Source organism: Actinacidiphila epipremni (assembly GCF_012034175.1).
Lineage (GTDB): Bacteria > Actinomycetota > Actinomycetes > Streptomycetales > Streptomycetaceae > Actinacidiphila > Actinacidiphila epipremni.
On sequence record NZ_JAATEJ010000016.1, the window covers coordinates 148252 to 170247 of the forward strand.

The window sequence follows — 21996 nt, forward strand, 5'->3', positions numbered from 1 at the left end:
CGTCAGCGATCAGCGGCGGCGAGAGATTCCCGCGCCGCGGCGGCCACCGCCTCCGCGGTGAACCCGAACTCGCGGAACAGCACACCGGCGCTCGCCGAGGCACCGAAGTGCTCCAGGCTCACCACGCGTCCCGCGTCACCCACGTAGCGGTACCAGGTCAGCGCGATGCCGGCCTCGACCGCGACCCGGGCCTTCACCGAGGGCGGCAGCACGCCGTCCCGGTACGCCTGGTCCTGCTCCTCGAACCACTCCACGCACGGCATCGACACCACCCGGGTGGGGATGCCGGCGGCCTGCAGCTGCTCGCGGGCGCCGACGGCCAGCTGCACCTCGGAGCCGGTGCCGATCAGGACGACCTGCGCCGGGCCGCCCTCGGCCTCGAAGAGCACATAGCCGCCGCGCGCCGCGTCCTCGTTGCGGTCGTACGTCGGCAGGCCCTGCCGGCTGAGCGCCAGGCCGTGCGGGGCGCCCTTGCCGAACTCCTTCGTCCAGCGCTTGTGGATCTCCCGCCACGCCACGACCGTCTCGTTGGCGTCGGCCGGGCGCACCACGTTCAGCCCCGGGATGGCCCGCAGCGACGCCAGGTGCTCCACCGGCTGGTGCGTCGGGCCGTCCTCGCCCAGGCCGATCGAGTCGTGCGTCCACACGTACGTCACCGGCAGGTGCATGAGCGCCGACAGCCGCACCGCGTTGCGCATGTAGTCGGAGAAGACCAGGAACGTACCGCCGTAGACCCGGGTGTTGCCGTGCAGCGTGATGCCGTTCATCTCGGCGGCCATCGAGTGCTCGCGGATGCCGAAGTGGATCGTGCGGCCGTACGGCTTGGCCTCCGGCAGCGGGTTGCCGGCCGGCAGGAACGACGACGTCTTGTCGAAGGTGGTGTTGTTGGAGCCCGCAAGGTCGGCCGAGCCGCCCCACAGCTCCGGCACGACCGCGCCGAGCGCCTCCAGCACCTTGCCGGACGCGGCACGGGTGGCCAGCGAGCTGCCGGTCTCGAACACCGGCAGGTGGCTCTCCCAGCCGTCGGGCAGCTCGCCCCGGCTGATCCGGTCGAAGGTCGCCGCGCGCTCGGGGTTCGCGGTGCGCCAGGCGGCGAAGGACTTCTCCCACTCCGCGCGGGCCTCCCGGCCGCGGTCGGCGACGGCGCGGGTGTGAGCGATCACTTCGTCGGCCACCTGGAAGTGCTGGTCGGGGTCAAACCCCAGCACCTCCTTGGTGGCGCGCACCTCGTCCTCGCCCAGCGCCGAGCCGTGCGCGGCCTCGGTGTTCTGCGCGTGCGGCGCGGGCCAGGCGATGATCGAGCGGACCGCGATGAAGGAGGGGCGCTCGGTCTCGGCCTTGGCGGCCAGCAGCGCCGCGTACAGGGCGTGCGGGTCGAGGTCGCCGTTGTCCAGCGGGGCGACCCGCTGGACGTGCCAGCCGTACGCCTCGTAGCGCTTGACGGTGTCCTCGGAGACGGCGGTCTCGGTGTCGCCCTCGATGGAGATGTGGTTGTCGTCCCACAGCAGCGTCAGGTTGCCGAGCTTCTGGTGGCCGGCGAGCGAGGACGCCTCGGCGGAGATGCCCTCCTGGAGGCAGCCGTCACCGGCGATCGCCCAGATGTTGTGGTCGAACGGCGAGGTGCCGGGGGCCGCGTCCGGGTCGAACAGGCCGCGCTCGTAGCGGGCGGCCATCGCCATGCCCACCGCGTTGGCGACACCCTGGCCGAGCGGGCCGGTGGTGGTCTCCACGCCGGTCGTGTGGCCGTACTCGGGGTGGCCGGGGGTGCGCGAGCCCCAGGTGCGGAACGACTTCAGGTCGTCCAGCTCCAGGCCGTAGCCCGAGAAGTACAGCTGCGTGTAGAGGGTCAGGCTGCTGTGGCCGGCGGACAGCACGAAGCGGTCCCGGCCGGTCCAGTCCGCGTCCGCGGGGTCGTGCCGCATCACCCGCTGGAAGAGCAGGTACGCGGCCGGTGCCAGGCTCATCGCGGTGCCGGGGTGGCCGTTGCCGACCTTCTGCACTGCGTCGGCGGCCAGGACGCGGGCGGTGTCAACGGCCCGCCGGTCCAGATCTGTCCAGTCAAGGTCTGCGGTGGTCGGCTGCTTGCTCACCCTGGGTCAGGGCTCCTCTCAACAAAAGTCGAACGCGCCGGTGACGTGGTGCCTACCCGACGCGGCTGAGCCTACCGCCGAGGGCGTGCACCTTTTCGATCCTGCCCCCCTACGTCCTTATTCGCCTCCCGAGCGCCGTTAACGCCCGATGAACCCGGAAAACCCCGGTGGGCAACACGATCGGACCCCGGAAGCAGCCGAGGTATTCCCTGCGTCTAGAGTGGCGTGGTACGCGCAGGCCGCACCGTGGCCGGCCCGCTGGTCCAGCCGGCGGCCTGGTGCCCGCCGGCCTGCTGGACTCATCTCCTTGGGGTGTTCGTGACGGCCGTCGAATCCCGACCCGCCGGGGTCATCGGAACAGGCCCGGTGCATCGGCCGTTGCCGGCCCGTGTCATGGGGTTCGTGGCGCTGACCAAGCCGCGGATCATCGAGCTGCTGCTCATCACGACGGTCCCGGTGATGTTCCTGGCGGCAGGCGGCGTGCCCGACCTGTGGCTGGTCGTCGCCACGATGATCGGCGGCTATCTGAGCGCGGGCGGCGCGAACGCGCTGAACATGTACATCGACCGCGACATCGACGCGATGATGCACCGCACGGAGCAGCGTCCGCTGGTGACGGGGCTGATCTCGCCGCGTGAGGGCCTGGTCTTCGGCATCACCCTCACGGTGGTCTCCACGGTGTGGTTCGCGCTGCTGGTCAACCCGCTGTCGGCCGGGCTGTCGCTCACCGCGATCCTCTACTACGTCTTCGTCTACACCCTGGGCCTGAAGCGCCGCACCGCCCAGAACATCGTGTGGGGCGGGGTCGCCGGCTGCCTCCAGGTCTTCATCGGCTGGTCCGCGGTGCGCGACGAGCTGGGCTGGGCGCCCTTCGTGCTCTTCCTCGTCCTCTTCTTCTGGACGCCGCCGCACTACTGGCCGCTGTCGATGAAGGTCAAGGACGACTACGAGCGGGTCGGCGTGCCGATGCTGCCGGTCGTGGCCGGCAACCAGGTCGTGGCCCGGCAGATCGTCCTCTACAGCTGGGTGATGGTCCTGACCTCCCTGGCCCTGTGGTGGCCCCTCGGCGAGACCTCCTGGTTCTACCCGGTCGTCGCCGCGGCCCTCGGCGCCTTCTGGCTCAAGGAGGCGCACGCGCTGCACGCCCGGGCGAAGGCGGGGGTGACGGGGCCGAAGCTCAAGGAGATGCGGCTCTTCCACTGGTCGATCACCTACGCGACCCTCCTGTTCGCCGCGGTCGCGATCGACCCGTTCCTCCACTAGTCCCTCGCGGGCGGCCTTTCGGGGGCTGCGGCGGGGCCGCGGAGTGCCTTCCAGGGGCGCGGGGACTGTCTCCCGCGCCCCTTCGGCGTGGTTCAGCGGCCCCGCAGTTCGCGGTACTTCGCGACCAGGCGGGTCGTGCTCGGGTCAAGGCCGGGGACGTCGGCACCCTCGGTGAGGGCGGGCTCGACGCGCTTGGCGAGGACCTTGCCGAGCTCGACGCCCCACTGGTCGAAGGAGTCGATGTTCCAGATCGCGCCCTGCACGAACACCTTGTGCTCGTAGAGCGCGACCAGCTGCCCCAGCACCGACGGGGTCAGCTCGCCGGCGAGGATCGTGGTCGTCGGGTGGTTGCCGCGGAAGGTCTTGTGCGCGACCAGCTCCTCCGGCACGCCCTCGGCCCGGACCTCGTCGGGGGTCTTGCCGAAGGCCAGCGCCTGGGTCTGGGCGAAGAAGTTGGCCATCAGCAGGTCGTGCTGGCCGGCCAGCGGGCCGAGGTCGGCGAGCGGGCGGGCGAAGCCGATGAAGTCGGCGGGGATGAGCTTGGTGCCCTGGTGCAGCAGCTGGTAGTAGGCGTGCTGGCCGTTGGTGCCGGGCGTGCCCCACACCACCGGGCCGGTCTGCCAGTGCACCGGGTTGCCGTCGCGGTCCACCGACTTGCCGTTGGACTCCATGTCCAGCTGCTGCAAGTACGCGGTGAACTTGGTCAGGTAGTGGCTGTACGGCAGCACCGCGTGGGACTGCGCGTCGTGGAAGTCGCCGTACCAGACGCCGAGCAGGCCGAGCAGCAGCGGTGCGTTCCGTTCCGGCGGGGCGGTCCTGAAGTGCTCGTCGACCAGGTGGAAGCCGGCCAGCATCTCGCGGAAGCCGACCGGGCCGATCGCGACCATCAGCGACAGGCCGATGGCCGAGTCGTAGGAGTAGCGCCCGCCGACCCAGTCCCAGAACTCGAACATGTTGTCCGGGTCGATGCCGAACTCGGTGACCTTCTCCGCGTTCGTCGACAGCGCCACGAAGTGCTTGGCGACCGCCTCTTCGCCCGCGCCGAGCTGCTCCAGCAGCCACTTCTTCGCGGAGGTGGCGTTGGTGATGGTCTCGATGGTGGTGAAGGTCTTGGAGGCGATGATGAACAGCGTCTCGGCCGCGTCCAGGTCGCGTACCGCCTCGTGCAGGTCGGCGCCGTCGACGTTGGAGACGAAACGGAACGTCATGTCGCGGCGGGTGTAGGAGCGCAGCACCTCGTAGGCCATCGCGGGGCCGAGGTCGGAGCCGCCGATGCCGATGTTGACGATGTTCTTGATGCGCTTGCCCGTGTGGCCGGTCCACTCGCCGCCGCGGATACGGTCGGCGAAGACACCCATCTTCAGCAGCACCGCGTGCACGCCGGGCATGACGTTGTATCCGTCGACCGCGATGGTCGCGGACTGCGGGGCGCGCAGCGCGGTGTGCAGGACCGCGCGGTCCTCGGTGACGTTGATCCTCTCGCCGCCGAGCATCGCGTCGCGCAGCTCGAACACGCCCGTGGCCGCGGCCAGTTCGCGCAGCAGTTCCAGCGTCTCGTCGGTCACCAGGTGCTTGGAGTAGTCCAGGTGGAGGTCTCCGACCTGGAGGGTGTAGCGGTCGGCCCGGCCGGGGTCGGCGTCGAACAGGTCCCGCAGGTGGGTGCCGGCCGTCTCGTCGCGGTGCTTGGCGAGCGCCTGCCACTCGGGGCGCTGGTCGAGACGGTTGCTGCCCTGCGCGTTGGTTACGGACATCAGTCCACTTCTCCTCGTCCTCGCTGCGGGATCAACGCTAGTTGATGACCCGGCGGAACGCGGTCCCGGCACCCGGCGCGGCCTGCGGTGTCCGGCTCAGAAGCCGCCGCGGTGGATCCGGCCTGCGTAGTGCTCCTCCAGCACCGCGTTGCGCTCGAAGCCGCCGGGCAGGTTCGCCGAGATGTAGACCGGCGCGGTGACGCCCTCGGCGGTGAGCAGGCCGACCGCCTCGGCCAGGACCATCTGCACCAGCAGCGCGGAGGTGAGGGTGGAGACCCCACATAGGGCGCCGCCGCCGGGCAGCGGCAGCAGCGCGTCGCCGGCCGGCGCGGTGTTGTCCAGGACGGCGTCGGCGAGGTCGGCGAGCCGGCTGCCGGAGGGGTGCAGGGCGGGCACCGCCCGGGTGTGGGTGAGCGAGGTGACCGCGACCAGCCGGTGGCCGGCCTCCTTGACGTGCAGGGCCATGTCGACGACGGAGTTGTTGACGCCGGAGTTGGAGACGATGACGAACAGGTCCTGCGGGCGCGGGGTCGCCAGGTCGTAGAGCTTGCGGGCCAGGCCCGGGGAGCGCTCCAGCAGCGGGTCGGCGAGCACCGAGCGGTCCTCGCCGCCGCGCAGCACGAGGTCGGACAGGCCGATCCGGTTGGTGGGGACGAGCCCGCCGGCGCGGCCGACGATCTCCAGGACGGTGGCCTGGGAGTGGCCGGTGCCGAAGGCGTGGATGACGCCGTCGGCGGCGACGCAGTCGGCGAAGAGCCGGCCGGCGGCGGCCACGGAGTCCTTGTTGACCTCGATCGCCCGCTCCACCGCGGCGCGGCCCGCCTCGGCGAACGTGGCGGCGCTGATCTGTGCTTCGGCCATGGCCGGGCCCCTTTGCTGCGGGTGAGGTGTGCCTACGGGTGGCGTGATCTTCGGTTCGGTGAACCGGAGCGGTGCCCTCATGATGGTCCAGCCAACCGGGCGCGGGCGTCAAGGGCGCAGCGCCCGGGCCAGCGCGACGGCTCCCACCGCGCCGTCGGCGACCGGGAAGATCCGCAGGCCGTGCTCGGCGAGCAGGTCGCCCACCCGGCCCAGCAGCGGCCCGCCGGGCCCGATCAGCCCGCCGCCCAGCACCAGCGGCTCCCCGGCCCGTGGCCGCAGCGCCCGTACGCTCCCGGCGAGCAGCCCCGCCGCCCGCTCCACCAGCCCGGCCGCCACCGCGTCCCCCTCCCCCGCCGCCGCCACGACCGCCGGGCTGAGCAGCGACAGCTGCACCGGGGGCCGCGCGTACGCCCGTACGACGACGGCCTCGGCGACCTGCTCGACGGTGGGGACGTCCGCGGCGGGGGCCTCGGGCGAGGGGGCAGCCGGGGCCGCGGCCACCCCGGCCCACTCCTCCGGCAGCCCGTAGTGGGCCAGCACCGCCGCGACCAGGGATGTCGCGGGGCCGCGGCCGTCGAGGGCGGCGAGGGCCGCGCGGACGGCCTGCTGCCCGAGCCAGAAGCCGCTGCCGTCGTCGCCGAGCAGCCAGCCGTGCCCGTCGGTGACCAGCAGCCGCCGCCCGGCCCCGACCCGGGCGGCGACCGCGCCGGTCCCGGCGATCAGCACCAGCCCGTCCAGCGGGGCGCCGGGCGCGGCGGCCAGCATCACCTCGGTGTCGCCGCCCACCGCGACGGCGCCCGGCGCCATGCCGTGCGCGGCCAGCGCGTCGGCCAGGCAGGACAGCGCGAGGTCGTGCCCCCGGTCGGGCCCGAGGCCGGGCGCGGCGCCGGCGAAGCCGCCGTGCACGGCGGTGACCTGGGCGCGGGCGGCCGGCGGCACGGCCTGCCCGAGCGCGGCGGCCAGGTGGGCGGTCAGGTCGGCCCGGCCGACGCTCAGCGCGTTGCCCGGCCCGCCGGCCCCCTGGCCGAGCAGCGCGCCGCCCGGTGCGGCCTCGGCGAGCACGGCCCGGACCCGGGTACCGCCGGCGTCGATCCCGACGACGAGCGGCCGGTTGTATGTTTCGTTCATCGCCACGCATGGTGGTTGACGGATTCACGCCGCACAAGCCCCGCCCGGCCCGGGGAACAGAAAGGCGCAGCCATGATCACCGACCTGATCCGCTCCGAGCTCCCCCGGATGTCGGACTCGCTGCGCAAGGTCGGCGCGGCGGTGCTGGCCGACCCGGCGGCGGCCACCCGGGGCTCGGCGGCCGAGCTCGGCCGGCGGACCGGCACCTCGCAGGCCACCGTCACGCGGTTCTGCCGGGCGCTGGGCCTGGAGTCCTACCAGCAGCTGCTGCTGGAGCTCGCGCGGGAGCGGGGCCGCAGCCAGGCCGCGCCGCAGGACACCGCGCTCGGCCCGCGGATCGGGCCCGACGACCCGCTGGAGCACGTCATAGCCGTGGTCGCCCAGGCGGATCTGGCGGCCATGCGGCACACCGCCGAGCGCCTGGACCGGGACGGGCTGGAAAAGGCCGCGCAGGCCCTCTCCAGGGCCCGCAGGATCGACGTCTACGGCGTCGGGGGCTCGGGCATCGTGGCGCGGGAGGCCCAGGCGCGGCTGTTCGGCATCGGCTGCGCGGCCCACGCCTGGACCGAGGTGCACGCGGCGGAGACCTCCGCGGCGCTGCTGACGCCCGCGGACGTGGCGATCGGCGTGTCCTACTCCGGCACGACCCGCGAGGCGGTGGACCCGCTGCGGCTCGCGGCGGACCGCGGCGCGTTCACGGTGGCCGTGACCGGCGACCCGCGCTCACCGGTGGCCCGGGCCGCGGACGTGGCGCTCACGTCCTTCTCCGGCGAGACCAGCTTCCGGCGCGGCAACTTCGGCACCCGGCACTCGGTGCTGCTGATCGTGGACTGCCTGTACGCGCGGGTGGCGCAGCTCACCTACGAGCGGGCGACCGCGTCCCTCGCGCTGACCGCCCATATCGCCGGCGTGCACACGGCAGGGCGCCCGCGCCACCACTGAGACGCGGCACGCGCCGTACCGGCCGGCGGAGCCGGCGCCGGCCTCAGATCTCGCCGCGCAGCTTCGCCAGCGCCTCGGCGAGGATCGCCTCGCCGTCCGCGGCCGAGCGCCGCTCGCGCACGTAGGCCAGATGCGTCTTGTACGGCTCGGTCCGCGGCGGTGCCGGCGGGTTCTCCTCGTCCTGGCCGGCCGGGAAGCCGCACCGCGGGCAGTCCCAGGTGTCGGGGATCTGCGCGTCGCTGGCGAAGCTCGGCTGGGTCTCATGCCCGTTGGAGCACCAGAAGGAGATGCGGAGGCGCGGCGCGGACTCGCCACGCTCGGCCTCTCCCATCGGCCCCGCTCCGACCCGACTTCCACGGATCGCGTTGCCACTTGCCACGGTCGTAACTCCCTGCGTGATGGTGCTGCGAGGTTCGCCAGTTTACGGGGACCTTACGTGGCGTCCAGTGGCAGGCGCACAACCGCCCCCCGAAGGCGTTCCCTCATAGTAAGCCGCACAGGCGACGGGGCGTCAGTTCCCTGTGGACGAAGGGGGTTGGCTTCGGGGGGCGGCGGGGTGCCGTCAGCGGGGCGTCAGTTGTACTTCATCACCAGACCGAGGACGACGATGCACGCGAACCACAGCAGTCCGACGACCACGGTGATGCGGTCGAGGTTGCGCTCGGCCACGGACGAACCGCCGACGGAGGACTGCATGCCGCCGCCGAACATGTCCGACAGGCCGCCGCCCTTCCCCTTGTGCATCAGCACCAGCAGCAACAGCAGCAGGCTGAGGATGATGAGGGCGATGGAGAACCCGATTTCCACGGCTGGACCAACTCTCTCGACTACCTGACAACGGCACGGGGCCGTCCCGGGTGGCTGCCCGGTCCGGCCCCGCCAGGGTACTTCACGCCGCCGTGGACCTCACTGGTCGCGGAAGCGGACGATCTTCACGAACTCGTCCGGGTCCAGCGCGGCACCGCCCACCAGGGCCCCGTCCACGTCCGGCTGCGCCATGATCGCGGCGACGTTGCCGGCCTTGACCGAGCCGCCGTACTGGATACGGATGCCGTCGGCGGTCTGCTGGTCGTACAGCTCGGCCAGCCGGCCGCGGATCGCCCCGCAGACCTCCTGGGCGTCCTCGGGGGTGGCGACCTCGCCGGTGCCGATCGCCCAGACCGGCTCGTAGGCGATCACGACGGACGCCGCCTGCTCGGCGGACAGGCCCTTGAGGGCCCCGTCGAGCTGCGCCAGGGTGTGCGGGACCTGCCGGCCGGCCTTGCGGACGTCCAGGCCCTCGCCGACGCACACGATGGGGGTCAGGCCGTGCCGGTAGGCGGCCTTGACCTTGGCGTTGACGATCTCCTCGTCCTCGCCGTGGTACTGCCGTCGCTCGGAGTGACCGATGGCCACGTAGGTGCACTTCAGCTTGGCCAGCATCGGCCCGGAGACCTCGCCGGTGTAGGCGCCGGAGTCGTGCGCGGACAGGTCCTGGGCGCCGTACTTGATCCGCAGCCGGTCGCCGTCGACCAGGGTCTGCACCGAGCGCAGGTCGGTGAAGGGGACCAGCACGGCGACCTCGACGGCGTCGAAGTCCTTGTCGTTGAGCCCGAAGGCGAGCTTCTGGACGTGGGCGATGGCCTCCAGGTGGTTGAGGTTCATCTTCCAGTTGCCCGCCATGAGCGGGGTGCGGCTCTGCTCAGTCATCAGCTTTCCCGGTCCTCGGTCCCTGTCCTCGGTCTCAGTCCTCAAGCGCGGCAAGGCCGGGCAGGGTCTTGCCTTCCAGATACTCCAGGCTCGCGCCGCCGCCGGTGGAAATATGGCCGAAAGCGTTCTCGTCGAAGCCCAGGATGCGGACGGCCGCGGCCGAGTCGCCGCCGCCGACCACGGTGAAGGCCGGGGAGTCGACGAGGGCCTGGGCGACCGCGCGGGTGCCCTCGGCGTAGTCGGGGTGCTCGAAGACGCCCATGGGGCCGTTCCAGAAGACCGTGGCGGTGTCGGCGAGCTTGGCGGCGAAGAGCTTGCGGGACTCCGGGCCGATGTCCAGGCCGATCAGGTCGCCCGGGATGTCCTCGACGGAGGCGGTGACCGGCGAGCCGGGCGCCTTGGTCTTCAGGTCCGGGAACTCGGTGGCGCCGACCACGTCGACCGGCAGCACGAACTCCACGCCCTTGGCCTCGGCGCGCTCCAGGTAGTCCAGCACCGCGGGGATCTGGTCCTCCTGCAGCAGGCTCTTGCCGACCTCGTGGCCCTGGGCCTTGAGGAAGGTGAAGACCATGCCGCCGCCGACCAGGATGCGGTCGGCCTTGTCCAGCAGGTGGTCGATGACGCCGAGCTTGTCGGAGACCTTGGAGCCGCCGAGCACCACCGCGTACGGGCGGGCGACGTCCTCGGTGAGCTTCTTGAGCACGCCGACCTCGGTGGCGATCAGCCCGCCGGCGGCGTGCGGCAGCCGGGCCGGCAGGTCGTAGACCGAGGCGTGCCTGCGGTGCACCGCGCCGAAGCCGTCACCGACGTAGGTGTCGGCGAGCGCGGCCAGTTCGTCGGCGAAGGCGCCGCGCGCGGCGTCGTCCTTGGCGGTCTCGCCGGCGTTGAAGCGCAGGTTCTCCAGCAGCGCGACCTGGCCGTCGGCCAGGCCGTCCACGGTGGCCCTGGCGCTGTCGCCGACGGTGTCGGTGGCGAAGGCCACGTCCTGGCCGAGCAGTTCACCCAGCCGCCTGGCGACCGGCGCGAGCGAGAACTGCGGGTCGGGCTCGCCCTTGGGGCGGCCCAGGTGGGAGGCGACGATCACCCGCGCGCCGGCCGCGGCGAGCTTGGTGATGGTCGGTACGGCGGCCCTGATCCGGCCGTCGTCGGTGATGGTCCCGCCCGCGAGCGGGACGTTCAGGTCGGCGCGGACGAAGACCCGCTTGCCCGCCACCTGTCCCTCGCCGATGAGGTCGTCGATCGTCTTCATCTTCTCCGGATACTCCTGGTCTGCTGGTTCGCCACGTGGTGCCGTCACGTCGGACAGGGCCCGGCCGGGGCGCTCCGTCGCGCCCGGTCGGACCCTGTTCGCTCACCTCGCTGGTGGGGTGTCGGCTGCTGCTGCCGGCCGGTGTGGTGGCCGGCGGATCAGAGCTGGTTGCCGACGAAGACCGTCAGGTCCACCAGGCGGTTGGAGTAGCCCCACTCGTTGTCGTACCAGCCGATGACCTTGACGGTCTTGCCCTGCGCCATGGTCAGGGAGGAGTCGAAGGTGCACGACGCCGGCCAGTTGACGATGTCGGAGGACACGATCGGGTCCTCGGTGTACTCCAGGATGCCCTTGAGCTGGCCCTCGGCGGCCTTCTGGAAGGCGGCGTTGACCTCGTCCTTGGTGACCTCGCGCTCCAGGTCGACCACCAGGTCGGTGACCGAGCCGGTGGGGACCGGCACGCGCATGGCGATGCCGTCCAGCTTGCCCTTGAGCTGCGGGATGACCAGCGCGGTGGCCTTCGCGGCGCCCGTGGTGGTCGGGATGATGTTCTCCGCGGCGGCGCGGGCGCGGCGCAGGTCCTTGTGCGGGAAGTCCAGGATGCGCTGGTCGTTGGTGTACGCGTGGACCGTCGTCATCAGGCCCTTGACGATGCCGAAGTTCTCCAGCAGCACCTTCGCCATCGGCGCCACGCAGTTGGTGGTGCACGAGGCGTTGGAGATGATGTTGTGGGTGGCGGCGTCGTACTGGTCCTGGTTGACGCCCATCACGATGGTGATGTCCTCGCCGGTGGCGGGCGCCGAGATGATGACCTTCTTCGCGCCGCCGGCGATGTGCTTGGCCGCGTCGGCGGCCTTGGTGAAGATGCCGGTGGACTCGACCACGATGTCGACCCCCAGCTCGCCCCACTTCAGGGCGGCCGGGTCGCGCTCGGCGAGGACCTTGATGGTCTTGCCGTTGACGGTGATGGAGTCCGCGGTGTGGGTGACCTCGGCGTTGAGGCGGCCCAGGATGGTGTCGTACTTCAGCAGGTGCGCCGTGGTCGCGGTGTCACCCAGGTCGTTGACAGCCACGATCTCGATGTCCGCGCCCTGCTCCAGGGCGGCGCGGAAGAAGTTACGACCGATGCGGCCAAAGCCGTTGATGCCTACCCGGATCGTCACGAACCGATCTCCTCGCTCAGTCGCCGGAATCCGTTCCGGCTGCGAAATATGGGATGTCCCCGACCACGTCCGACCCTACCTCGCCCGTGACCCGGGGGTGACATCCCCCGGGCCCCCGAAGGGGGGAACGCGTCACCGGCGGCCGGGACGCCCGCGAGCCGATCGTCAGCCGACCATCTCATCGGTGAGGTTGGCCTCGGTGCCGGGCAGGCCGAGGTCGGAGGCGCGCTTGTCGGCCATCGCGAGCAGCCGGCGGATCCGGCCCGCGACCGCGTCCTTCGTCAGCGGCGGCTCGGCCAGCGAGCCCAGCTCCTCCAGCGAGGCCTGCTTGTGGTCCATCCGCAGCCGGCCGGCCGCGGCGAGGTGCTCGGGCACGTCGTCGCCCAGGATCTCCAGCGCGCGGGCGACCCGGGCACCCGCGGCGACCGCGGCGCGCGCCGAGCGGCGCAGGTTCGCGTCGTCGAAGTTGGCCAGCCGGTTGGCGGTCGCGCGCACCTCGCGGCGCATCCGCCGCTCCTCCCACGCCAGGACCGAGTCGTGCGCGCCGAGCCGGGTCAGCAGCGCGCCGATCGCGTCGCCGTCGCGCACCACGACGCGGTCGACATTGCGCACCTCGCGGGCCTTGGCCGGGATCTGCAGCCGGCGGGCCGCGCCGACCAGCGCGAGCGCGGCCTCCGGGCCGGGGCAGGTCACCTCCAGGGAGGAGGAGCGGCCCGGCTCGGTGAGCGAGCCGTGCGCCAGGAACGCCCCGCGCCAGGCCGCCTCGGCGTCGCAGGTGGCGCCGGAGACGACCTGCGGCGGCAGGCCCCGGATGGGCCGCCCGCGGCCGTCGACCAGCCCGGTCTGCCGGGCGAGCTGGTCGCCGCCGGCGACCACCCGCACCACGTACCGGCTGCCGCGGCGCAGCCCGCCGGGCGCCATCACCACCAGGTCGGAGGAGTGGCCGAAGATCTCCAGGATGTCCTTGCGCAGCCGCCGGGCGGCGATCCCGGTGTCCAGCTCCGCCTCGATCACGATCCGGCCGCTCACCAGGTGCAGGCCACCGGCGAAACGCAGGATCGACGACACCTCCGCCTTGCGGCAGCAGGTCCGGGTGACGGGAAGCCGGGAGATCTCGTCCTTCACCGCTGCCGTCATCGCCATGGGCCGATCCTTCCACGCATACGAAAAATCCGGTCATACGCGGCGGCCAACAGCTCCGGGTCGTGCCGCGGCCCGTCGGGGGCGGCGACCGGCGCCAGCTCGACCGTGCCGCCCAACCGCAGTGCGGCCTCTTCGAGACTGTCGCGGTCCGGCACGGCGGCCTCGTCGGCGAGAACCACGTCGATGGTGAGTTTAGGGGCGTGTCGGCCCAAAACCTCCAAGTGACGCTGCGGAGAAAATCCCGGCGTCTCGCCGGGCTGGGGTGCGAGGTTGAGCGTGAGGACCCGGCGCGCCCTGGTCGTCATCAGCGCCTGCGCCAACTCCGGTACCAGCAGGTGGGGGATGACCGAGGAGAACCACGAACCGGGGCCCAGCACCACCCAGTCGGCGTCCAGCACCGCCTGGACGGCCTCCGGCACCGCCGGCGGGTCGGCCGGCACCACGATGACCTCCTGCACCTCGCCGGGGGTCAGCGCGACGGTGGCCTGGCCGCGCACCGTGCTGATCGCGTCCGGCTCGGCGGGGTCGTGGCCGCGTACGGTGGCGTGCAGGTCCAGCGGGACGGCGGACATCGGCAGCACCCTGCCGTGCGCGCCGAGCAGCCGGCCCACCCACTCCAGCGCGGCCACCTCGTCCTGGAGCTGCTCCCACAGCGCGACGATCAACAGATTGCCCACCGCGTGGCCGTGCAGCTCGCCGCCGCTGACGAAGCGGTGCTGGACGACCCGGGACCAGGTGCGGCCCCATTCGTCGTCCCCGCACAGCGCGGCGAGCGCCTTGCGCAGGTCGCCGGGCGGCAGCACGCCCATCTCGCTGCGCAGCCGCCCGCTGGAGCCGCCGTCGTCGGCGACCGTGACCACCGCGGTCAGGTCGCCGGTGATCCGGCGCAGGGCGGCCAGCGAGGCCGCCAGTCCGTGGCCGCCGCCGAGCGCGACCACCTTGGGCGCCGCCCCGCGACCGCGGCCGGCTGCCGTACGACCGGTGCGGCGGCCGTACCGCCGCCCCGCCTTGATCACTCGCGCCCCATGTCCCGGTGCACCGTCACCGTCTCCACTCCGTCCGCCGCCAGCCGTGCGGCCAGCCGTTCCGACATCGCCACGCTGCGGTGCTTGCCGCCCGTGCAGCCCACCGCGATCGTCACGTACCGCTTGCCCTCGCGCCGGTAGCCGGCGGCGATGATGTGCAGCAGCTCGGCGTAGCGGTCGAGGAACTCCTTGGCGCCCGGCTGGTTGAACACATATGTCGCCACCTCGTCGTTGAGCCCGGTGAAGGGGCGCAGCTCCGGCACCCAGTGCGGGTTCGGCAGGAAGCGGCAGTCCACCACCAGGTCGGCGTCGACGGGCAGGCCGTACTTGAATCCGAACGACATGACGGTGGCGCGGAGTTCCTGCTCCTCCTCGCCGGCGAACTGGGCGTCGAGCTTGGCGCGCAGTTCGTGCACGTTCAGGCTGGAGGTGTCCACGACCAGGTCGGCGTCGCCGCGCAGCTCGCGCAGCAGGTCGCGCTCGGCGCTGATGCCGTCCACGATCCGGCCCTGGCCCTGGAGCGGGTGCGGGCGGCGGACCGACTCGAAGCGGCGCACCAGCGCCTCGTCGGACGCCTCCAGGAAGATCACCCGCCGCTTGACGTGCTTGGTCTCCAGGTCGGCGAGGGATTCGCGCAGGTTGTCGAAGAACTGCCGGCCGCGTACGTCGACGACGACCGCGATACGGGCCACGTTGCCCTGCGAGCGGGCGCCGAGGTCGACCATGGTCGGGATGAGGGCGGGCGGCAGGTTGTCCACGACGAACCAGCCCAGGTCCTCCAGGCACTTGGCGGCGGTGCTGCGCCCGGCGCCGGACATGCCGGAGATGATGACGAGCTCCGGGATCGCCTGGCCGGCCGGGGCCTGGCCGGGGTCGGCCGCGCCGCCGGGGGCGCCGGGGCCGAGGGGGCCGCCGGGGCCGGTCGCCGGGCTCGGGACGGCCGCCGCCTGTGGGGCCGGTACGCCGCCCGGCCCGCCCGGTCCGTTCGCTCCGTCCGGTCCGCCGCCGCTGGTCATATGCCCACTGTCCTGTTCGTGACGCTCGCTCATGTGCCGTTCCCCCGTGGTCGTCGGCCGGGCGGCACCGGCGGGGTGCCGGCTGCCGCAGGGCCGTCCTCTTCGATGATCTCGCCGGTCGCGGTGTTCACCGCGGGTGCGGCCGGCGCCGCGGACGCCAGGGCCGCGGCGACCGTCTCCGCCGTACGGCGGCCGATCCCGGGGACCTCGCAGATCTCCTCGACCGTGGCCGCGCGCAGCCGCTTGAGCGACCCGAAGTGCTTGAGCAGCGCCTGCCTGCGGGTCTCGCCGAGGCCCGGCACGGCGTCCAGCGCGCCGGCCTTCATCGACTTCGAGCGCTTGCTGCGCTGGTAGGTGATGGCGAAGCGGTGCGCCTCGTCACGGATGCGCTGGAGCAGATACAGGCCCTCGCTGCTGCGCGGCAGGATCACCGGGTCGTCGTCGCCGGGCACCCAGACCTCTTCCAGGCGCTTGGCGAGGCCGCACACGAAGACGTCCGCTATCCCCAGCTCGTCCAGCGCCCGGCGGGCGGCGGCGACCTGCGGCTGCCCGCCGTCGACCACCACGAGCTGCGGCGGGTAGGCGAACTTGCGCGGCCGGCCGGTGTCGGGGTCGATGGGCCCGCCGGCGGGCTCGTCGGACCCGTCGGCCGCGTGGTCGGCCGTACCGTCGGCCGTGGGGTCGGACGCGGCGCCGGCGGGGTCCGCGTCCTGCGGCCGGTCGGGCTGGTCGGGCTCCCATTCGCTGGTGCGCTGCTTCTCCTGGAGGTAGCGGCGGAAGCGGCGGGAGATCACCTCGTGCATGGAACGGACGTCGTCCTGTCCGGCGAAGGACTTGATCTGGAAGCGCCGGTATTCGCTCTTGCGGGCCAGTCCGTCCTCGAAGACCACCATGGACGCCACCACGTCGTCGCCCTGCAAGTGGCTGATGTCGTAGCACTCGATACGCAGCGGCGCGGTGTCCAGGTCGAGCGCCGCGGCGATCTCCTCCAGGGCGCGCGAGCGGGTGGTCAGGTCCGAGGCGCGCCGGGTCTTGTGCAGGGCCAGCGCCTGCTGCGCGTTGCGCTGCACGGTGGCCATCAGGTCCTTCTTGTCGCCGCGCTGCGGGATGCGCAGGCTCACATGCGAGCCGCGCCGGTCCGACAGCCACTGCGCCAGCGGCTCCACGGGGCTGGGCAGCACCGGCACCAGCACCTCCTTGGGCACGCCGCCGCTGCCGCCGGACTGCTCGGCGTCCCCGCGCTCGTCGCCGTAGAGCTGCTGGAGGGCGTGTTCGACCAGGTCCGCGGTGTCGACCGCCTCGACCTTGTCGGTGACCCAGCCGCGCTGGCCGCGCACCCGGCCGCCGCGGACGTGGAAGATCTGCACGGCGGCTTCGAGTTCGTCCTCGGCGACCGCGATGAGGTCGGCGTCGGTGGCGTCGGCGAGCACCACCGCGTTCTTCTCCATGGCGCGGCGCAGCGCCTCCAGGTCGTCGCGCAGCCGGGCGGCCTGCTCGTACTCCATGGCCGCCGCGGCGTCCTTCATGCGCTGTTCGAGCCGGCGGATGTACGTGCCGGTGTGGCCGGCCATGAAGTCGCAGAACTCCTCGGCGAGTTCGCGGTGGTCCTGCGGGCTGATCCGCTCCACGCAGGGCGCCGAGCACTTGCCGATGTAGCCGAGCAGGCAGGGCCGGCCGATCTGCGCGGAGCGCTTGAACACCCCGGCGGAGCAGGTGCGTACGGGGAAGACCCGCAGCAGCAGGTCGACGGTCTCGCGGATGGCCCACGCGTGGGCGTAGGGGCCGAAGTAGCGCACGCCCTTGCGCTTGGGGCCGCGCATGACCTGGACGCGCGGGAAGTCCTCGTTCATGGTGACGGCGAGCGAGGGATAGCTCTTGTCGTCGCGGTACTTGACGTTGAAGCGCGGGTCGAACTCCTTGATCCAGGAGTATTCGAGCTGCAGCGCCTCGACCTCGGTGGTGACGACCGTCCACTCCACGGAGGCGGCCGTGGTCACCATGGTGGCGGTGCGCTGGTGCAGGTTGGTGATGTCCTGGAAGTACGAGGACAGCCGCTGGCGCAGGCTCTTCGCCTTGCCGACGTAGATCACCCGGCGGTGCTCGTCCCGGAACTTGTAGACCCCGGGAGAGTCGGGGATCTGGCCCGGCTTCGGTCGGTAGCTGCTGGGGTCTGCCATGGCTCCCACCCTACTGGCGGGACGCGGCGGACCGCGGTCAGGCTCCCGGCCCGGAACCCCTGGATCCGGGGTGGCGGGCCGGGGCCGGACCGCTGGTCAGCTCGCGGGTCCCGCGGTGATCGTGCCGCCGGTGACCGTGAGGTGCACGGCGGGCAGCGGCTTCGTGGCCGGGCCCTGGACGACCGCCCCGGTCTCGGCGTCGAACTGGCTGCCGTGGCAGGGGCAGGACACCGTGGTGCCCTTGACCGAGTCGACGACGCAGCCCTGGTGCGTGCAGACCGCGCTGAACGCCTTGAAGGTGCCCTGCTGCGGCTGCGACACGACGACCTTGTCGTCGCGGTAGAGCTTGGCGCCGCCGACCGGCACCTCGCCGGCCGGGCCGAGCTGCACGGGCTTGGTGGGCCCGTCCGCCGAGCCGGTCTTCCCGCCGCAGGCGGCGAGCCCGAGCCCGGCGGCTCCGGCCAGTGCCGCCCCGCGCAGGACGGTACGGCGGCACGCGGGCACTTCGCTGGTCATACGTTCTCCGGTCACGCCTTGGCGGCCCTCTTGCGTGCCGCCGTGGTCTTCGCCGCCGCGGACTTGGACGCCGTGGCCGCCGCGGACTTGGACGCCGCGGTGGTCTTACGGGCCGCGGCGCGCTTGCGGGGCGCGGGCACCGCCGCGTCGCTGATCCGCTCGGCTCCCAGCACGTCCCGCAGGAACTTGCCGGTGTGGCTGGCGGGGACCGCGGCGATCTGCTCGGGGGTGCCCTCGGCGACGACCAGGCCGCCGGCGCTGCCGCCCTCGGGGCCCATGTCGATGATCCAGTCGGCGGTCTTGATGACGTCCAGGTTGTGCTCGATGACGATCACCGAGTTGCCCTTGTCGACCAGGCCTGACAGCACCTTGATGAGCTTGCTGATGTCCTCGAAGTGCAGGCCGGTCGTCGGCTCGTCGAGGACGTAGACCGTCCGGCCGGTGGAGCGCTTCTGCAGCTCGGAGGCCAGCTTGACGCGCTGGGCCTCGCCGCCGGACAGCGTCGGCGCGGACTGGCCGAGCCGGACGTACCCCAGGCCGACGTCGTCGAGGGTGCGCAGATGGCGGGCGATGGCGGGCACCGCCTCGAAGAAGTCCAGCGCCTCCTCGATGGGCATGTCCAGCACCTCGGCGATGGACTTGCCCTTGTAGTGGACCTCCAGGGTCTCCCGGTTGTAGCGCGCTCCGTGGCAGACCTCGCACGGCACGTACACGTCCGGCAGGAAGTTCATCTCGATCTTGATCGTGCCGTCGCCCGCGCAGTTCTCGCAGCGACCGCCCTTGACGTTGAAGGAGAAGCGGCCCGGCTGGTAGCCGCGGACCTTGGCCTCCATCGTCTCGGCGAACAGCCGCCGGACGTGGTCGAAGACGCCGGTGTACGTCGCCGGGTTGGACCGCGGGGTGCGGCCGATCGGCGACTGGTCGACATGCACGACCTTGTCGACCTGGTCGTCCCCGTCGACCCGGGTGTGGCGGCCGGGGACGCTGCGCGCGCCGTTCAGCTCGCGCGCCAGGTGGGTGTAGAGGATGTCGTTGACCAGGGTGGACTTGCCGGATCCGGACACGCCGGTGACGGCGGTGAGCACGCCGAGCGGGAAGGACACGTCGATGTCCTGGAGGTTGTGCTCGCGGGCGCCGTGCACGGTCAGCTGCCGCTTGCGGTCCACCGGGCGGCGGATGTCCGGCACCGGGATACCGCGCTTGCCGGACAGATACTGCCCGGTCAGCGACTCGTCGTTGGCCAGCAGCTCCTTGAGCGAACCGGAGTGCACGACCTTGCCGCCGTGCTCGCCGGCGCCGGGGCCGATGTCGACGACCCAGTCGGCGGTCTTGATGGTGTCCTCGTCGTGCTCCACGACGATCAGGGTGTTGCCGAGGTCGCGCAGCCGGACCAGGGTCTCGATGAGCCGGTGGTTGTCGCGCTGGTGCAGGCCGATGGACGGCTCGTCCAGCACATAGAGCACGCCGACCAGCCCGGAGCCGATCTGGGTGGCCAGCCGGATGCGCTGGGCCTCGCCGCCGGACAGGGTGCCGGCCGCGCGGTTGAGCGACAGGTAGTCCAGGCCGACGTCGACCAGGAAGCGCAGCCGCTCGTTGACCTCCTTCAGCACCCGCTCGGCGATCTTGCGGTCCCGCGCGTCCAGCTTCATCGCGCCCAGGAACTCGGCGCAGTCGCTGATCGACATGGCCGCGACGTCGGCGATCGACTTGTCCTGCACGGTGACGGCCAGCACGATCGGCTTGAGCCGGCTGCCCTCGCAGGTCGGGCAGGGCACCTCGCGCATGTAGCCCTCGAAGCGCTCCCGGCTGGAGTCGGACTCGGAGTCCTGGTGGCGGCGCTTGACGAACGGCACGGCGCCCTCGAAATGCGCGTTGTACACGCGCTCGCGGCCGTAGCGGTTCTTGTACGCGACGCGGACCTCGGACTTGTGGCCGTACAGCAGCGCCTTCTTGGCCCGCGCGGGCAGCCCGGCGAACGGGATGTCGGTGCGGAAGCCCAGCTCGGCGGCCAGGCCGTCGACCAGGCGCTCGAAGTAGCCCTTGGACATGCCGCCGGTCCAGGGCGCGATGGCGCCCTCCTGGAGGGTCTTCTGGTCGTCGGGGACGATCAGCTCCGGGTCGACCTCCATCCGCGAGCCGATGCCGGTGCAGTCGGGGCAGGCGCCGAAGGGCGAGTTGAAGGAGAAGGAGCGCGGCTCCAGCTCCTCGAAGGACAGGTCGTCGTACGGGCAGTACAGGTGCTCGGAGAACATCCGCTCGCGCTGCGGGTCGTCCTCGGGCAGGTCCACGAAGTCGAGGATGACCATGCCGCCGGACAGGCCCAGCGCGGTCTCGACGGAGTCGGTGAGCCGGCGCTTGGCGGAGTCCTTCACCGTCAGGCGGTCGACGACCACCTCGATGGTGTGCTTCTCCTGCTTCTTCAGCTTCGGCGGGTCGGTGAGCTGGATCGTGGCGCCGTCCACCCGGGCGCGGCTGTACCCCTTGGTCTGGAGATCGGCGAACAGGTCGACGAACTCGCCCTTGCGCTCGCGCACCAGCGGCGAGAGCACCTGGAAGCGGCTGCCCTCCTCCAGCTCCAGCACCTTGTCGACGATGGCCTGCGGCGACTGGCGGGAGATGGGGCGCCCGCACTGGGGGCAGTGCGGCTTGCCGATCCGGGCGAACAGCAGCCGGAGGTAGTCGTAGACCTCGGTGATCGTGCCGACGGTGGAGCGGGGGTTGCGGGAGGTGGACTTCTGGTCGATCGAGACCGCCGGCGACAGTCCCTCGATGAAGTCCACGTCCGGCTTGTCCATCTGGCCGAGGAACTGCCGCGCGTAGGACGAGAGCGACTCGACGTACCGGCGCTGGCCCTCGGCGAAGATCGTGTCGAACGCCAGCGAGGACTTGCCGGAACCGGACAGGCCGGTGAACACGATGAGCGAGTCCCGGGGCAGCTCCAGCGAGACGTTCCGGAGGTTGTGCTCGCGAGCGCCACGGACGATGAGTCGATCGGCCACGCCAGTGCGCACCTTTCCTAGAAAGCGGGGGGAAGAGTCGACACCCCCCAGTCAGCCTAAACGGGGTGCACTCGGCTTTTCTTCCTGTCGCGAAAGTTGCGACACACCGACCATATAGCACGCGCATTCGATTTACGGGATCGCTTCGCCAGGTTCACCCGATCGTGTGGCGGGCATCGCTGTGCGTACCGGCGCCCATGCGCAAGCCTGGGGGCCGTACCCCGCCGCCGACCCCAGGGAGCGTCCCGTGACCGTCCAACGACCCGACCCCGAGCGCGATGCGGCCGAGGTGGCGCGGGCCACCGAGGAGCTGCTGGACTCGGCGGCGAAACTGTCCGCGCAGGAGCTGGCCGGCCCCTCCCTGCTGCCCGGCTGGACCCGCGGGCATGTGCTGTCCCACCTGGCCCGCAACGCCGACGCGCTGGTGAACCTGCTCACCTGGGCCAGGACCGGCCAGGAGACCCCGATGTACGCCGACGCCGCCACCCGCGACCGCGACATCGAGGCGGGCGCGGCCCGTACCGGTGAGGAACACCTGGCCGACCTGCGCGATTCCGCCGGCCGCTTCGCCGCGGCCGTCGCCGACCTGCCGCCCGCCGCGTGGGCCGCGCAGGTCGCGATGCGCTCCGGCCGGGTGATCGCGGCGGCCGAGATCCCCTGGCGGCGGCTGACCGAGGTGCGGCTGCACCACGTCGACCTCGACGCCGGCCACGGCACCGCCGACCTGCCGGCCGACTTCACCGACCGCGAGCTGGCCTGGGTCGTCGACGGCCTGGCCGCCCACGAGGGCATCGCCCCGGTCCGGCTGCGCGACACCGGCTCGGGCGCGGCCTGGGACCTCGGCGCGGCCGGTGAGCCCGAGCTGACCGTGGCCGGCCCGGCGCACGCGCTGCTCGCCTGGGTCAGCGGGCGGGGCCCCGGCGACGGGCTCGACGTCAGCCCCGCAGGACACCCGCTGCCGGCCCTGCCCCCGCTAGGCTGACG

At 72.2% G+C, this 21996-nt stretch carries 18 protein-coding genes; 3 read left to right on the forward strand and 15 right to left on the reverse strand.

Annotated elements, in window-relative coordinates; genetic code table 11:
- Positions 1 to 2: 2 nt before the first annotated feature.
- Positions 3 to 2090 carry a transketolase gene (gene tkt, locus HCN08_RS20085; RefSeq protein ID WP_167984538.1) on the reverse strand — a complete coding sequence of 696 codons (2088 nt, stop codon included), beginning with the start codon at positions 2088 to 2090 and terminating at the stop codon, positions 3 to 5.
- A gap of 318 nt (positions 2091 to 2408) precedes the next feature.
- On the opposite strand from tkt, the gene HCN08_RS20090 reads away from it, so the two are divergent.
- On the forward strand, positions 2409 to 3353 hold the full coding sequence (locus HCN08_RS20090; RefSeq protein WP_167984539.1) for a heme o synthase: 945 nt from the start codon (positions 2409 to 2411) through the stop codon (positions 3351 to 3353).
- A gap of 92 nt (positions 3354 to 3445) precedes the next feature.
- Here the strand turns inward: HCN08_RS20090 and pgi are convergent, their stop codons facing one another.
- From pgi to HCN08_RS20105, 3 genes are all read right to left on the reverse strand, one after another.
- Positions 3446 to 5104 carry a glucose-6-phosphate isomerase gene (gene pgi / locus HCN08_RS20095; RefSeq protein ID WP_167984540.1) on the reverse strand — a complete coding sequence of 553 codons (1659 nt, stop codon included), beginning with the start codon at positions 5102 to 5104 and terminating at the stop codon, positions 3446 to 3448.
- Between the two features lie 96 nt (positions 5105 to 5200).
- Positions 5201 to 5965, reverse strand: a complete 765-nt coding sequence (locus HCN08_RS20100; RefSeq protein ID WP_167984541.1) for a sugar isomerase domain-containing protein — start codon at positions 5963 to 5965, stop codon at positions 5201 to 5203.
- A 108-nt stretch (positions 5966 to 6073) separates the two neighbouring features.
- Entirely contained in the window at positions 6074 to 7093 is a 1020-nt protein-coding gene (locus tag HCN08_RS20105; protein ID WP_167984542.1) for an N-acetylglucosamine kinase, read from the reverse strand.
- Positions 7094 to 7165: 72 nt separating this feature from the next.
- On the opposite strand from HCN08_RS20105, the gene HCN08_RS20110 reads away from it, so the two are divergent.
- The gene (locus tag HCN08_RS20110; protein ID WP_167984543.1) at positions 7166 to 8035 is read left to right on the forward strand and encodes a MurR/RpiR family transcriptional regulator; all 870 of its coding nucleotides are present in this window, start codon (positions 7166 to 7168) and stop codon (positions 8033 to 8035) included.
- Positions 8036 to 8078: 43 nt separating this feature from the next.
- Here HCN08_RS20110 and HCN08_RS20115 read toward each other — a convergent pair whose 3' ends face one another.
- The 11 genes from HCN08_RS20115 to uvrA form a co-directional block, all read right to left on the reverse strand.
- Positions 8079 to 8414 carry an RNA polymerase-binding protein RbpA gene (locus HCN08_RS20115; RefSeq protein WP_078862516.1) on the reverse strand — a complete coding sequence of 112 codons (336 nt, stop codon included), beginning with the start codon at positions 8412 to 8414 and terminating at the stop codon, positions 8079 to 8081.
- Between the two features lie 194 nt (positions 8415 to 8608).
- Complete coding sequence (gene secG / locus HCN08_RS20120) at positions 8609 to 8836, reverse strand: preprotein translocase subunit SecG (protein ID WP_322974577.1); 228 nt, start codon at positions 8834 to 8836, stop codon at positions 8609 to 8611.
- Between the two features lie 105 nt (positions 8837 to 8941).
- Positions 8942 to 9724, reverse strand: a complete 783-nt coding sequence (gene tpiA / locus HCN08_RS20125; protein WP_167984545.1) for a triose-phosphate isomerase — start codon at positions 9722 to 9724, stop codon at positions 8942 to 8944.
- Positions 9725 to 9758: 34 nt separating this feature from the next.
- A complete protein-coding gene (locus HCN08_RS20130; RefSeq protein ID WP_167984587.1) occupies positions 9759 to 10973 on the reverse strand; it encodes a phosphoglycerate kinase in 1215 nt (404 codons plus the stop codon).
- A gap of 158 nt (positions 10974 to 11131) precedes the next feature.
- Positions 11132 to 12136 (reverse strand): type I glyceraldehyde-3-phosphate dehydrogenase, encoded by a 1005-nt coding sequence (gene gap / locus HCN08_RS20135; protein WP_167984546.1) that lies wholly within the window; start codon positions 12134 to 12136, stop codon positions 11132 to 11134.
- A 165-nt stretch (positions 12137 to 12301) separates the two neighbouring features.
- Entirely contained in the window at positions 12302 to 13279 is a 978-nt protein-coding gene (gene whiA, locus HCN08_RS20140) for a DNA-binding protein WhiA (RefSeq protein ID WP_167984547.1), read from the reverse strand.
- Entirely contained in the window at positions 13270 to 14295 is a 1026-nt protein-coding gene (locus tag HCN08_RS20145; RefSeq protein WP_167984548.1) for a gluconeogenesis factor YvcK family protein, read from the reverse strand. The genes whiA and HCN08_RS20145 overlap by 10 nt, the downstream gene beginning before the upstream one ends.
- Entirely contained in the window at positions 14292 to 15353 is a 1062-nt protein-coding gene (gene rapZ / locus HCN08_RS20150) for an RNase adapter RapZ (protein ID WP_240970253.1), read from the reverse strand. Before rapZ ends, HCN08_RS20145 begins: the two co-directional genes overlap by 4 nt.
- On the reverse strand, positions 15350 to 17497 hold the full coding sequence (gene uvrC, locus HCN08_RS20155) for an excinuclease ABC subunit UvrC (RefSeq protein WP_167984549.1): 2148 nt from the start codon (positions 17495 to 17497) through the stop codon (positions 15350 to 15352). The genes rapZ and uvrC overlap by 4 nt, the downstream gene beginning before the upstream one ends.
- Before the next feature lie 96 nt (positions 17498 to 17593).
- Entirely contained in the window at positions 17594 to 18013 is a 420-nt protein-coding gene (locus tag HCN08_RS20160) for a Rieske (2Fe-2S) protein (RefSeq protein WP_167984550.1), read from the reverse strand.
- 11 nt (positions 18014 to 18024) lie between these two features.
- Entirely contained in the window at positions 18025 to 21024 is a 3000-nt protein-coding gene (gene uvrA, locus HCN08_RS20165) for an excinuclease ABC subunit UvrA (protein WP_167984551.1), read from the reverse strand.
- 235 nt (positions 21025 to 21259) lie between these two features.
- Here uvrA and HCN08_RS20170 point away from each other — a divergent pair, with 235 nt between their 5' ends.
- Entirely contained in the window at positions 21260 to 21994 is a 735-nt protein-coding gene (locus HCN08_RS20170) for a maleylpyruvate isomerase family mycothiol-dependent enzyme (protein WP_167984552.1), read from the forward strand.
- Positions 21995 to 21996 lie beyond the last annotated feature (2 nt).